Source organism: Microbacterium sp. 3J1 (genome assembly GCF_001049495.1).
In the GTDB taxonomy this organism is placed as follows: Bacteria; Actinomycetota; Actinomycetes; order Actinomycetales; family Microbacteriaceae; genus Microbacterium.
Genome location: NZ_CDWI01000008.1, coordinates 144,009 through 157,791 on the forward strand (window position 1 = coordinate 144,009; position 13,783 = coordinate 157,791).

Genomic DNA, 13,783 nt, shown 5'->3' on the forward strand with positions numbered 1-13,783 from the left:
TCCAGCCTACGTCGCCTTGCGAGTGCCGCGGCGCTCCACCTTGAGCTCGTCCGTCATCTCCTCGAGCTCCTTGCCCTTGGTCTCGGGCACCTTGAAGTACACGAAGAAGAACGACAGGAGGGCGAAGAAGGCGTAGAACCCGTAGGCGAACGTCAGGCCGATCTCGGCGAACACCGGGAAGGTGGTCGAGATGAAGAAGTTCGCGGCCCACTGCGCTGCCGCGGCCACCGCGAGGGCTCCTGCGCGGATCGAGTTCGGGAAGATCTCCCCGAGCAGCACCCAGACGAGCGGACCCCAGGTGGCTCCGAAGAACACCACGAAGCCGTTGGCGCAGATCAGGGCGACGGTGGCCCACGGGTCCGGAAGGGTTGCGGTCCCCTCTGCGTCGAGTGTGCCGAACGAGAACGCCAGTGCCATGAGTCCGAGCGTCACGGTCATGCCGACCGAGCCGACGAGCAGCATGATGCGGCGGCCCACCTTGTCGACGAGCAGGATCGCCACGATGGTGACGACGATGTTCGTGACGGAGGTGATCACGGACGTGAGGAGCGCACTGGATTCGTCGAATCCGACGGACCGCCACAGCGTTGTGGAGTAGTAGAAGATGACGTTGATGCCCACGAACTGCTGGAACACCGACAGAAGGATGCCGACCCAGACGATCGGCTTCAGCCCGAGACGGCTTCCTCGGAGGTCGCGCAACGACTCCTGACGCTCCGTGTCGATCGTGCTCGTGATCTCCTTGATCTTCGCGTCCACGTCGACGGTGCCCGTGACGGTCTGCAGCACTTCGGATGCTCGAGTGATGTCACCCTTTCGCACGAGATATCGCGGCGATTCCGGAAGGCGCAACGACATGATCCCGTAGACGAGTGCGGGGATGGCTTCGACGATGAACATCCAGCGCCAGGCGGTGAGGCCCCACAGGGGCTGATCGGCAGCGCCGGCGATGTTGGCGAGGAGCGCGTCCGACAGCAGTGCCGCGAAGATGCCTGTGACGATCGCCAACTGCTGCAGCGAGCCCAGTCTGCCTCTGATCTTCGCCGGAGACACCTCGGCGATGTACGCCGGGGCGATGACGGATGCCGCGCCGACGCCGAGACCGCCGATCACGCGCCAGATGATGAGGTCGACGACGCTGAACGCCAGACCCGACCCGATGGCGGAGATGAAGAACATCGCCGCGGCGACGACCATCACCGGGATGCGGCCGCGTTTGTTCGCGATGGGGCCCGCGAACCATGCGCCGATCGCGCAGCCGATGAGCGCGGATGAGACGGCGAAGCCCTTGAGCCCGACGCCGAGATCGAAGCCCGAGACGTTCCCTGCCAGCGCATCGACAGCACCGTTGATGACGGCCGTATCGAAGCCGAAGAGGAAGCCACCGAGAGCAGCTGCGATGCTGACCGCTATGACTCGTCGCTGGAAACCTGATGGAGTCTGCGCTGTGGACATCGTCTCCCCTTCATCGTGGCGATGTCGCGAGTCTACGGGCGCTCAGGTCGTGCGGGGCGGCGTCACGCCGGTCCGAACCCCGATTCACCAAGCTCGCTGAGGATGCGGTTCAAGTCCTGAATCGATGCGAAATCGATTATGACCTGGCCTTTTCGTGCACCCAGCGAGACCTTGACGCGCGTGTTCAAACGGTCGCCGAGGTTGCCCGCGACCTCGTCGAGGTATGCGCGGCGAGCACCGGGAGTCGGCTTCGCGGTGCGTCCGGGTGCGGCGGGCTCTGTCTTCGCTGCCACCTCCGTGGCGCGCACAGAGAGGTCTTCGTTCACGACCTTGTCGGCGAGCCGCTGCATCGCCTCGGGGGTGTCGAGGCTGAGGATCGCGCGGGCGTGACCGGCGCTCAGCACCCCTGCGGCGACGCGCTGCTGCACCGGTACCGGGAGCTTCAGCAGGCGGATGGTGTTGCTGATCTGCGGACGCGATCGACCGATCCGCGCGGCGAGCTGTTCCTGGGTGATGCCGAAGTCCTCGAGCAGCTGCTGGTACGCCGATGCCTCTTCGAGCGGGTTCAGCTCCGAGCGGTGGAGGTTCTCGAGCAGGGCGTCACGAAGCAGGTCCTCGTCGGCGGTGTCGCGCACGATGGCCGGGATGGCTTCGAGACCCGCTTCCCGAGCCGCGCGCGTGCGACGCTCACCCATGATGAGCTCGTACTCGCCGTCGCTGTTCTTGCGGACGACGACGGGCTGCAGGACGCCGAACTCCCGGACGCTGTGCACGAGCTCCGCAAGGTCCTCGGGATTGAAGTGGGTGCGGGGCTGTCGCGGGTTCGGAACGATCTTGTTCGGGTCGACCTGCACGAGGTGGATACCGGGGACGGTCTCCAGATCCGCAGTCTCTGTCGGCTCGGAGACGGCCGGCTCCACGGCCGGACGAAGGCTCGCGCCGGGGAAGAACACGTCGACAGGACGCTCGGCCTGATCAGCGGTGGGGATGAGGGCACCGATCCCCCGGCCCAGTCCAGTGCGCTTCGCCATCATTTCTCCTTGCTCTGCGTCGCGTGTCGCGACGCGATCTCGACGGCGGCCTCGCGGTATGCGACGGCGCCGGCCGACTGCCCATCGTAGGCGATCACGGTCTGTCCGAAACTCGGGGCCTCCGACACCCGCACCGAGCGCGGGATCACGGTGTCGAGCACCTGCTCCGGGAAGTGCGTCCGCACCTCCTCCGCCACCTGCTGCGCCAGACGGGTCCGCCCGTCGAACATCGTGAGCAGGATCGTCGAGAGGTGAAGGTCGGGGTTGAGGTGCTTCTGGATCATCTGAATGCTGCCGAGCAGCTGGCTCAGTCCTTCCAGTGCGTAGTACTCGCACTGGATCGGGATGAACACCTCTCGCGCCGCGGTGAACGCATTGATGGTCAGGAGGCCGAGCGACGGCGGGCAGTCGATGATGACGAAGTCCACGGGGTTCGTGGCCAGATAGTCGTCCAGTGCCCGGCGGAGGCGGTGCTCGCGGGCGACCTGCGCGACCAGCTCGATCTCCGCGCCCGCCAGGTGGATGGTGCTGGGAGCACAGAAGAGGTTCTCGTCCTCCGGGCTCTGCTGCACGATGTCCGCGAGCGGCAGCTCATCGATGAGGACGTCATAGACGCTCGGAGTGTCCGCGTTGTGGGGTACACCCAGGGCGGTCGAGGCGTTTCCCTGAGGATCCAGGTCGATGACGAGGACCTTGGCACCGAGGCCGGCGAGAGCGGATGCGATGTTGACGGCGCTCGTCGTCTTTCCGACGCCGCCCTTCTGGTTGGAGACGGTGAGGACGCGTGTCTCTCCGGAGAAGTCGACCTTCACTTCCTCCAGCACCCGGCGGCGTGCCGACAGGTCTGCGAGCTCCCGCGCGAGCGGTGTATCCATCCCGAAACTGTCTTTCGGTGATGCTTTCTCGGACTGTTTCACGTGAAACATCCACTCCTTCCGGGGCCGTCTTCCACTCTAATCGCTCGCGCCGACATCACCGGTCAGCGGATGGGTTGGCGAGCAGTGAGCCCTCCCCTATCCGGTTCCGCTGGTCGTTGTTTCACGTGAAACAAGCTGGGGCTGCCCGACAGATCAGCGACCTTGTCGGCGAGATAGTGAATGGGACGCGTCACGTCCAGTCGGGACCACTCGGGCGACGCGACCGTAGAAGTCCGTGTGATTCTCCATTGTGCGCAGCAGGGGTGATGAGGAGTCCGGACTTGCCTGACCCAGACATTCCAGTCATCGGTACTCGCGCCATCCAGCCGCCAAGCCGTTGAGGTCAGCGCTGTCGTCCGCTCGGTTCCACTCGTGCCCCAGGTGCCCCCGCGGATCCGTCCTGCGCTCTCACCTCGGTCTGCCGCAGCTACGAAGCACGTGGGTTCCAACGTCGGCGGTGTCATCCGAGGAGGTGAGGGTGGGGGTAGCGCCCCGTACCCTAGCCACCGAGGTCCGACACCTGTCGGGCGACGCATGCAGCTCATGCCGGCCCCGCCGCCCGGCTCCTCGTCTGCGGCAGCTGTCCTCGGCCGCCGTTGGCGCTTGGCGGCAGCAGCTACGCACGTTTCACGTGAAACATCGGCTGTCGAGACCGCACCCGAGTCACAGCTTCCTCAGCAGTTGCCCATTCGCAACGCCGGGCGTTCTCTATCGTCCGTCTTCACCCCTCATACCGAACACGGGAACCAACGCTTCGACCGGGCGGGCGAGCCAGAGTGCACCCATCGCCAGAACTCTCGCATAGGCGGAGGACTGAGACGGCTGATACGAATCGCGAATACAGACCGCGTCGGCCGAGTGACCTCAGTCACGGTTCACAGACGGTTCACGCATCAAGCGCCTACTCCTTCGGAGGACTCGATTCGCCGCAGCGGCGTTCTGACGTGCTCCTGCCGGCGACTGCGTCGCGACGAGGGCCTGCATTCGCAACAATCAGGACGTTTTTCACCCCGGAGGCCGCCCCACGGGCCCGTGTCGTCTCACGATGGTGGCGGCAGAGACTGCAACGTCACCTTGACCGATCCCTTGCTACGCCGCCTCCGTAATTCCACCCCTTGCCGAATGGACCGGTGTTTCACGTGAAACACCGCGAAGGCCGCTCGGTGCTCATCTTGTCTGGCGGACTGCATGAACAGGGGGTAGTAGGCCCATCGAGCGCTGAACACACGAGCAAGATGCGAGCTCACTGGCGGCATGGCGCCCTCCCCCACATGGACGACGCCCAGCACGTCCGAGTGTTTCATGTGAAACGCTGCCGAGCGGCCGGTCCGTGACCCAGCCGACCTGGGCGAGGAGCTCGCTGGCTCGCCGCACCCGAGTAGTAAGCGCACCAGCCCGAGCCCCAAACCCAGCCCGAGCCCAGCCCCAGCCCCAGCCCCGAGCTACTCCGCCAAGCAACCGCCTCCGGTGCCACGCCCTCGCTGCAGGCCCCTCCTCCATAGCAAGTCAAGTATCGTCTTCACTCCACATTCGGCTATGTTTCACGTGAAACACTCTTTCCCGCTTAGCCGCTACGCCTCACACCGTCAGGGCTAGCCGCGGCCCGCATCCCGCTTGGGGGAAGGGCCGTTCCGAACGCACATTAGCCCACCCGCCCCCATCCTCGACAACCCTGCGAGTGGCGACGCTGACGAGCCACTCACCGCTTGGCGTTTCACGTGAAACATTGCAATCGTCGTTGCGGGCGCAAACCATCAGGTCGGGGCGACCACGAAGCTCCCCACCTACCTACTAACGCCAACCAGTGACCCTAGGTTCCTGATCAGGTATCTGAGCGCTCGCGTCTCGGCAACACAGGGGTGCGGTCGCAACCTACGGCCGGACGCTCTGCCCCGACCAGCGCGTGCTCACGGGGCGAGAGTTTCACGTGAAACACCGGGACGTCCTGGCTCCCGGCTCACGAAGTAACAGGACCGAGCCCACACCCGGAGAGAATAGTCACGCAGCTGAACTGGAACCCCGATTACTCGATGATCGGATGGGGATGACTGCTCCAGCATCCGGACCACGCCAACGCCCACTCATCAGCGATGCTCACATGAGCGCGCACCGCGCACATCACCGCAGAATCGTCAGCGAACGACAGCCCGAACGACGCGGGTGGTCTCCGGCAGCGCTCCTTCGCCGAGAACCTCGACGCGCACATTCGTCAGACGGAACTTCTTGATCTGCTTCTGCGCGGCGTCGATCTCGTTGGGTGCGTTCATTCCCTTGAGAAGAGTGAGCTCTCCTCCGTCGCGCACGAGAGGCGCCGTGAGCGGAATCAGCGTCCGTAGAGCACTGACCGCTCGAGCTGTGACGACGTCGAACCCCTCGGGCCGGCGCACTTCTTCGGCGCGAGCACGCAGAACTTCGACGTTCTCCAGTCCGAGCGAATCCACTTGCTCGTTCAGCCAGATGATCCGCCGCTCCATCGGCTCGACGAGAGTCCACTGCACATCGGGCCGAGCAATGGCGAGTACCAGACCCGGTAGCCCCGCACCGGATCCGATGTCCGCGACCGTGCCATGGAAGAGCGGCGCAGCAATCGCACTGTTGAGAATGTGGCGCGTCCAGAGACGCGGCAACTCGAGCGGACCGATCAGCCCGCGCTCTTCTCCATGTTCCGCGAGGGCAGTCGTGAATCGCCGGGCGACATCGATGCGGTTGCCGAAGAGCTCCTCGGCAACCGCGGGCTCGGCCTCGACAGCGCTCATGAGGCCCTCTTCGCCAGATGGTCCATGAAGAACGTCAACGACGACGCAGAACGGTGTGACGATCGGCACCCTCGCCATACGACTCGGAGACGAGACCCTGGTCGGCGGCGATGTCATGCACCAGCTTGCGCTCGTAGCTCGACATGGCGGGAAGCGACGCCTGAGACGCACCCTCATCCAGCTTCACGGCCGCCGCGTTCACGAGTGTCTCGAGCTGACGGCGACGCGTGTCGCGCGAGCCCCCGATGTCGAGAATGAGGCGAGAGAACGAACCGGTCTTGTTCTGCACCGCGAGCCGGGTGAGCTCCTGCAGCGCCTGCACCGTGTCCGGCGCCGAGAGGAGCGACAGTCCGTCACCCTCCGCCTCGACGGAGACGTACGCACGACCCTGTCGCACATCGAGGTTCAGGTCGCCATCGATGTCCGCGATGTCGAGCAGTTCTTCGAGGTAGTCCGCGGCGACGTCGCCTTCGTTCTCGAGCTGAGCCACGGTGGGCTCCACGACCTCTGCCGTCACGTTCTCGCTCACGAGCCGTTCCCCTTCTTCTTCGCACGCTTCTTGCCCACCGGCTGCTGTCGCTTGGGGGCCTGCGCCTTCGCGCGCTCCGCCTCTTCGAGCAGACGCCGCTGCTCTGCCTCGTAAGCCGCCATCGGAACGACCTTGCCCGAACCGTCGATCGCCTTGCCCTTGCGGGCGAGTCTCTCTTCGCGGGCCTTCGCGGCCTCGGAGCCGGGAGTCGGCATCTCTCGGATGACGAGGAACTGCTGACCCATGGTCCACAGGTTCGAGATGAACCAGTAGACGACGACGCCGAGCGGGAAGAAGATGCCCGAGAAGATGAAGCCGAGAGGCAGCACGTAGAGCATGATCTTCTGCATCTGGTACGCCTGGCCGGTCTTGGCTTCGGGCGACAGGTTCTTCGAGATGATCTGCAGCTGCGTGAAGAACTGCGACGCGATCATGAGCACGACGAGCGTGACCAGGATGATGATCGCTGTGGTGTTGCCCGCGTCCACCGCGTTGCCGAGCGTCTCGTGCAGCGATGCGACGCCGAAGAGCTCGGCGTTGTAGAACTGCTCGGTGAGCTCGGCGTTGAGAAGACCGACGCCTCCGACACCCAGATTGTGGTGCTTCGAGACGTCGCTCAGAACGCTGAACAGGGAGAAGAAGATCGGCATCTGCACGAGCAGCGGCAGACAGCTCGACATGGGCGTCGTGCCGTGCTTCTTGTACAGCGCCATGGTCTCGCGACTCATGGCCTCACGACTGAGCTGGTCCTTCTTGCCGCGATACTTCTCCTGAACTTTTCGCAGCTCAGGAGCGATTTCCATCATCTTTCGCTGGCTCTTGATCTGCTTCACGAAGAGCGGGATCAGGGCAGCGCGGACGACGATCACCAGACCGACGATCGACAGCACCCAGGTGAGACCGGATGCCGCGGGGAGACCCACCGCGGTGAGCAGCCAATGCCACGCGACGAGAACGAGCTCGACGATCCACTTGAGCGGCCAGAGGATGGTTCCGATCAGATCGAAACCCCCGGAGGCGGGCTCCGGCGAGGGCGTGGTGCTGGCGAGCAGAAGGTCAAGACCCACCGATCAGTCCTTTCGGGCAGGGACGACGAAACCGCGGGCGGTCAGGTCATAGCGGAAGTGTTCGTGCGGACGGACGTCGTCGACGCCGCCGTGGCTCCAGGGGTTGCAACGGAGGATCCGCCATGCCGAGAGGATGCTTCCTCGCACGGCCCCATGTTGTTGCACCGCCCCTACAGCGTATGCCGAGCACGAGGGGTAGTAGGCGCAGACGTCTCCGTACATGGGGGAGATCACCTTGCGGTACCCGGCGAGGAGACCGAGCACGAGGTTCCGTGGCACCAGCGGGATGCTGCGCAGAACGTCGCCCGACTGCAGATGCCCGGTCCCGATCGACGACGCGGGAAGCGCGGTCACGCCGGCACCTGCGACAGCCGCCCGAGACAGCGGTGAACGTCGGCGCGAAGCTCTGCGTAGCTCGCGGTCGCAGACGCAGGAAGGGCACGGATGACGACATCCGTGCCCTCGGGAACTCCGGGGAGCGCCTCCGCACAGACGGCTTTCAGCCGTCGTCTGACGGTGTTGCGCACCACGGCAGTGCCCACCTGCTTGCTGATGATGAATCCGAACCTCGCGGCCCTGCTCTCGCCCGTCGTCATCATCGAGGTGATGACGCGCGCCCCGCCACAACGGGAGCCGCGTCGAACGACCAGTCGATAGTCGTTCCCGCGAGTCAGACGGGACGGGCGGGCGAGCACAGCGGTTTACGCGGAGAGCTCGGTGCGGCCCTTCGCGCGGCGAGCCGACAGGATCGCGCGGCCGGCGCGGGTACGCATACGAAGACGGAAGCCGTGCTTCTTGGCGCGACGGCGGTTGTTGGGCTGGAAGGTGCGCTTGCTCATGAAATCACTCCGGGAATGCTGCCACCGGGATCATTTTGACCGGAGACATAGGGATCTGCCGTTCAGGCATAAGTCAACCGATTAAGGGTACGTCCTGGCGGCGCGCAGAGCAAATCTGCGCGCCTCGGCCCCGGACCGCTGTACGGTCCGCACAGCCATTATCCACAACCTTGGCGCTGCACGTATGCGCAACACGCGCGCATGATTCCCTAGGCAGGTTGCCGTTCACAGCCGTGATGACTACCGTGGCATCCGAAGTTATCCACAGGGGTGAGCGTCCATCGACAGCCGCCCCCGATCCCCCAGCGCGGAGCGTCATGTCCTCACCAGCCCAGCCCGACGTTCCGATCTGGGCCACGGTGCAGGATCTCCTCGAGGCGGACGACCGTGTCACGCCTCAGCTCCAGGGATTCCTGAGTCTCGCCGTCCCGGCCGGTGTCATGGCCGCGACCCTCTACCTCGAGGTGCCGAACGACCTCACCGCCGCGCAGATCAACAAGCGCCTGCGGCTGCCGATCATGGAGGCCCTGTCGCACATCGGAGAAGAGGTCACCTCCTACCGCGTGGTCGTGAACCACGAGCTGGCGGAGCAGGCGACCGCCCCCATCGCCGTCGCCGACTACGGACGGCAGGAGCAGATCCGCGTCGAGTCGCCCATGGAGCAGCCGACGCAGCTCCGGCATGAATCGCGTCTCAACCCGAAGTACACCTTCGACAACTTCGTGATCGGCCAGTCCAACCGCTTCGCCCACGCCGCGGCGGTCGCGGTCGCGGAGGCGCCGGCGAAGGCGTACAACCCTCTCTTCATCTACGGCGACTCCGGCCTCGGCAAGACGCACCTCCTCCACGCGATCGGCGACTACGCGCAGTCCCTCTATGCAGGCGTGAAGGTGAGGTACGTGTCGAGCGAGGAGTTCACGAACGACTTCATCAACTCGATCGCCAACAACCGCGGCGCCGCATTCCAGGCGAGGTATCGAGACGTCGACATCCTCCTCATCGACGACATCCAGTTCCTGCAGGGTCGCGCCGAGACCCAGGAGGCGTTCTTCCACACCTTCAACACGCTGCACGATCACAACAAGCAGGTCGTGATCACGAGCGACGTGGCACCGAAGCACCTCACCGGTTTCGAGGATCGGATGCGGAGCCGCTTCGAGTGGGGCCTCATCACCGACGTGCAGGCCCCCGACCTCGAGACCCGTATCGCCATCCTCCGCAAGAAGGCGCAGAGCGAGGCACTGCACATCCCCGACGAGGTGCTCGAGTACATCGCGACGGTGGTGTCCTCCAACATCCGCGAACTCGAGGGTGCGCTCATCCGCGTCTCCGCCTTCGCGAGTCTGAACCGGTCGGCGCTCGACATCTCCCTCGCCCAGACGGTCCTCCGCGACATCATCGACACGGCAGAGGACAACATCATCTCGCCGACGGACATCATCACTGCGACCGCGCAGTACTTCAAGCTCACCGTCGACGACCTCTACGGCTCGAGCCGGTCGCAGCAGATCGCGACCGCACGACAGATCGCGATGTACCTCTGCCGGGAGCGCACGAGCCTCTCGCTGCCGAAGATCGGTCAGCTGTTCGGCAACCGCGACCACACCACGGTCATGTATGCGTATAAGAAGATCAGCGAGCTCATGAAGGAGCGACGCTCCATCTACAACCAGGTGACCGAGATCACCACGCAGCTCGGTCGTCGCTGAATCCGGCACCGACCCTCACGAAGGGGATGCAGCTCCGAAAGGGCGCTGCATCCCCTTCGTCGTCCCGCGACGCGCCGCATGCAGAATCCGGTAGATGCCAGTTTGCACATGTGGATAACTTGTGGATGATTCCCCGTCGGGTCGGGACGGATGTGGGGGAAACCGTCCTACCTGTGGATAACTACGAACCGACTCGAACGCCTCCGATGTGCGTCCAGCCCCGGATTCCTCAGGGATTCCACAAGTGACAAGCGTGTAGTTCCTTACTCACGCCTGCTATCCACCGACTTATCCACAGTATCCACAGGTGTTAACACCGTTAAGGAGTTAATTCAATTCAGGCGCGATCCGATCACCAGACGGTGGGGATAGCCGACCCCATCCCTCGATCCACTTCGTCGTAGGGATCGGTACGACTGTGGGGCTAGCATGGGAAGCCCTGCACTGGCAGGACCCATCACCACGCGTCACAGAACGACGACAAGGGAGCACCCGTGAGGTTTCAGGTCAACCGCGATGTCTTCAGCGAGGCTGTGTCCTTCGTCGTCAAGCTCCTCCCGCAGCGCAACCCGCAGCCGATCCTCGCCGGAGTCCTGATCGAGGCCGACGCCTCCGGTCTGACGCTGTCGGCCTTCGACTACGAGGCATCCGCTCGCACCACGATCGAGGCGACGGTCGACACCCCCGGCACGATCCTCGTCCACGGTCGCCTGCTGTCCGACATCGCCAGCCGCCTCCCGAACGCTCCGATCGAGATCGCCGTCGAGGACGACGGCGGAATCACCGTCACCTGCGGCTCGGCGCGGTTCACGCTCGCCGCCATGCCGGTCGAGGAATATCCCTCGATCCCCGAGGTCTCCGGCTCTTCCGGTGTCGTCCCCGCCGACGACTTCGGCACCGCGATCGCACAGGTCGGCTTCGCCGCCTCCCGCGATGACGTGACCCCGGTCCTCACCGGTGTGCAGCTCGAGGTGTCGGGCCAGAACCTGAGCCTCGTCGCCACCGACCGCTATCGCGTCTCGCTCCGCGACGTCCCCTGGGACGGCGAGGCGGTCGAGACCTCGGCACTCGTCCCGGCACGAACCCTGCTCGAGGTGGGAAAGACCTTCGGCCACGCGGGCACCATCCAGATCGCGTTCTCCGGTGCCGGCGATCGCGAGATCATCGCGTTCACCGCAGGCAACAAGACGGTCACGTCGCTGCTCATCAAGGGCAACTTCCCGCCGGTCCGTCGGCTCTTCCCGGAGCAGACCGACCACTACGCGGTCGTCAACACGGCAGACCTCATCGAAGCCGTCCGTCGCGTGTCGCTGGTTCTCGATCGTGCTGCGCCGCTGCGTTTCACGTTCTCCGCCGACAGCGTGACGATGGATGCATCGGGGAGCGAGCACGCCCGTGCGTCCGAGTCCGTCGACGCGATCCTGTCGGGCGGCGACGAGGTGACTCTGGGCCTCAACCCGCAGTACCTGATCGAGGCTCTGGGCGCGGTGAAGAGCGAGTTCGTCCGCGTGACCTTCACCTCCAGCGACAACGCGAACAAGCTCAGCCCGGTGCTCATCACGAGCCAGACCTCGGTCGACCAGGCAGGTCTCGACTCGTTCAAGTACCTCCTGCAGCCGAACCTCCTGCTTCGCTGATCTCGACGACGCGCACGGCCGAGCCCGTCGGGCCGCCACCCGGGGCACTGTCAGAGGCCGAAGGTAGGCTGATCCCGTGATTGTGGAGCACCTGAGTCTGGTCGATTTCCGCAACTACGCGACCGCAGAACTGGCCCTCCACACTGGCCCCAATGTGCTGGTCGGTCGCAACGGTCAGGGCAAGACGAACCTCGCCGAAGCGGTGGTGTTCCTCGCCACACTGGGGTCGCACCGGGTCTCGTCCGATGCTCCGATGGTGCGCGACGGTCAGGAGTACGCGATCATCCGCGCGCGCCTCTCCCATGGTGAGCGCAAGGTCCTCGCCGAGGTGCAGCTCAACCGCCAGGGCTCCAACAAGGCACGGATCAACGGCTCGCCTGCGAAGACGAGCGAGCTCCCCCGCTATGCGCATGTCGTCCTCTTCGCACCCGAGGACCTCCAGATCGTCCGCGGCGATCCGTCTTCCCGACGACGCTTCGCCGATCAGCTCCTCATTCAGCGCGCGCCCCGCATGTCGGCGGTGCTCGGGGACTACGACCGGGTGCTCAAGCAGCGAACGGCTCTGCTCAAGTCGGCCAGGGCGCGCGGCATCCGCGGTGAAGCCCTCAGTACCCTCGACGTCTGGGATGACAAGCTCGTGGCGCTCGGGTCCGAGATCATCGTGGCCCGGCAACGACTGGCGGCCGACCTGCAGCAGCCGGTGGCCGACGCCTATGCGTCCATCGCGGGCGCCGACCATCAGCCGCAGCTCGACTGGGCGCTGTCGATCCGCGGAGCGGATCCCGAAGACGGTGAAGGCGGGGCACTCGAGTCCGACGGAACGTTGAGCCCGTCGATGTGCGCCGAGCTGTTCCGGGCTTCGCTCCTCGCGAAGCGGACCCAGGAGCTCGACCGCGGCCTCACGCTGACCGGCCCCCATCGCGACGACCTGGTCCTCCGCGTGCGGGGGCTCCCGGTGAAGGGGTATGCCTCGCACGGCGAGTCCTGGTCGGTGGCCCTCGCTCTCCGGCTCGCATCGGCCGAGCTGCTGCGCAGCGAGTCTCCGGCCGGCGACCCGGTGCTGATCCTCGACGACGTGTTCGCCGAGCTCGACGCCGACCGGCGTCAGCGCCTCGCATCCCTCACAGCGGGGTACGAGCAGGTGGTGGTCACCGCGGCGGTGGAGGAGGATATCCCCGAGGTGCTGCACGCTCACGTCGTGCGGATCACCGCGGGAACGATCAGTGACGAGCGCTCGCTCGCACAGGACGAGGAGACGGCGGATGACTGACACCGCGGCCGCCCCGGCATCCGACGCCCCCGAGACCGTCGCCACGTATCTGCGTCTGCGAGGACTCCAGCCGAGCTCGAAGACGTGGAAGCGCAAGCGTCGTGTCGTGACCGACGACGACAATGCGCCCTTCACCCCAGGACGAGACCCCGGGTCGCTCGGCGCCGTGCTCGACAAGCTGAGTCGCGACTCCGGATGGCAGACCACGCTGGCTCGTGAGGACCTCGTTCGGCAGTGGGCCGATCTCGCGGGAGCCGACACCGCGAAGCACTCCGAACCGGTGTCGTTGGAGCGCGGACTGCTGACCGTGAAGTGCGATTCGACGGCCTGGGCGAAGAACCTGCAGTACATGCGCGGGACCATCCTCACGGAGATCGGCAGACGCTACCCGGATGCCGGCGTCGAGAACCTCCGCTTCATCGGACCGGACGTACCCTCCTGGAAATGGGGTCCCAGAGTCGTTCCAGGGCGGGGTCCGCGCGATACCTACGGGTAGGACACCATGCGAGGGGTCCGACACGCTCAGAGGGCCATACGTGGCCGCTGAGCCGCATGTCGACACGAAAGACCGCT

12 protein-coding genes and 1 pseudogene are annotated in these 13,783 nt (G+C 65.2%); 4 read left to right on the plus strand and 9 right to left on the minus strand.

The window, feature by feature from the left end:
* Positions 1-6: 6 nt before the first annotated feature.
* The 9 genes and pseudogenes from BN2660_RS05670 to rpmH all read right to left on the minus strand — a co-directional run.
* Positions 7-1,458: pseudogene (locus BN2660_RS05670) on the minus strand (sugar porter family MFS transporter); the annotation flags it as partial.
* 59 nt (positions 1,459-1,517) lie between these two features.
* A complete protein-coding gene (locus tag BN2660_RS05675) occupies positions 1,518-2,486 on the minus strand; it encodes a ParB/RepB/Spo0J family partition protein (RefSeq protein ID WP_091228319.1) in 969 nt (322 codons plus the stop codon).
* A complete protein-coding gene (locus BN2660_RS05680) occupies positions 2,486-3,361 on the minus strand; it encodes a ParA family protein (RefSeq protein WP_255305049.1) in 876 nt (291 codons plus the stop codon). Before BN2660_RS05680 ends, BN2660_RS05675 begins: the two co-directional genes overlap by 1 nt.
* A 2,174-nt stretch (positions 3,362-5,535) precedes the next feature.
* Positions 5,536-6,159 (minus strand): 16S rRNA (guanine(527)-N(7))-methyltransferase RsmG, encoded by a 624-nt coding sequence (gene rsmG / locus BN2660_RS05685; protein ID WP_091228323.1) that lies wholly within the window; start codon positions 6,157-6,159, stop codon positions 5,536-5,538.
* 34 nt (positions 6,160-6,193) lie between these two features.
* Positions 6,194-6,688 (minus strand): Jag family protein, encoded by a 495-nt coding sequence (locus BN2660_RS05690; protein WP_091228326.1) that lies wholly within the window; start codon positions 6,686-6,688, stop codon positions 6,194-6,196.
* Entirely contained in the window at positions 6,685-7,755 is a 1,071-nt protein-coding gene (yidC, locus tag BN2660_RS05695) for a membrane protein insertase YidC (protein WP_091228328.1), read from the minus strand. Before yidC ends, BN2660_RS05690 begins: the two co-directional genes overlap by 4 nt.
* Positions 7,756-7,758: 3 nt before the next feature.
* Positions 7,759-8,109: a membrane protein insertion efficiency factor YidD gene (yidD, locus tag BN2660_RS05700; RefSeq protein ID WP_091228330.1), complete on the minus strand. Its 351-nt coding sequence runs from the start codon at positions 8,107-8,109 to the stop codon at positions 7,759-7,761.
* Positions 8,106-8,450 (minus strand): ribonuclease P protein component, encoded by a 345-nt coding sequence (rnpA, locus tag BN2660_RS05705; protein ID WP_091228332.1) that lies wholly within the window; start codon positions 8,448-8,450, stop codon positions 8,106-8,108. Before rnpA ends, yidD begins: the two co-directional genes overlap by 4 nt.
* 6 nt (positions 8,451-8,456) lie before the next feature.
* A complete protein-coding gene (rpmH, locus tag BN2660_RS05710; protein ID WP_022889115.1) occupies positions 8,457-8,594 on the minus strand; it encodes a 50S ribosomal protein L34 in 138 nt (45 codons plus the stop codon).
* Between the two features lie 317 nt (positions 8,595-8,911).
* Here rpmH and dnaA point away from each other — a divergent pair, with 317 nt between their 5' ends.
* The 4 genes from dnaA to BN2660_RS05730 all read left to right on the plus strand — a co-directional run bounded on the left by dnaA (position 8,912) and on the right by BN2660_RS05730 (position 13,706).
* Positions 8,912-10,303: a chromosomal replication initiator protein DnaA gene (gene dnaA, locus BN2660_RS05715; protein ID WP_091228334.1), complete on the plus strand. Its 1,392-nt coding sequence runs from the start codon at positions 8,912-8,914 to the stop codon at positions 10,301-10,303.
* A 494-nt stretch (positions 10,304-10,797) separates the two neighbouring features.
* Positions 10,798-11,940, plus strand: coding sequence for a DNA polymerase III subunit beta (gene dnaN / locus BN2660_RS05720; RefSeq protein WP_091228336.1), 1,143 nt, complete (start codon positions 10,798-10,800; stop codon positions 11,938-11,940).
* Positions 11,941-12,016: 76 nt separating this feature from the next.
* Positions 12,017-13,210, plus strand: coding sequence for a DNA replication/repair protein RecF (recF, locus tag BN2660_RS05725; RefSeq protein WP_091228338.1), 1,194 nt, complete (start codon positions 12,017-12,019; stop codon positions 13,208-13,210).
* Positions 13,203-13,706, plus strand: a complete 504-nt coding sequence (locus tag BN2660_RS05730; RefSeq protein WP_091228340.1) for a DciA family protein — start codon at positions 13,203-13,205, stop codon at positions 13,704-13,706. Before recF ends, BN2660_RS05730 begins: the two co-directional genes overlap by 8 nt.
* The last annotated feature ends 77 nt before the right edge of the window (positions 13,707-13,783 follow it).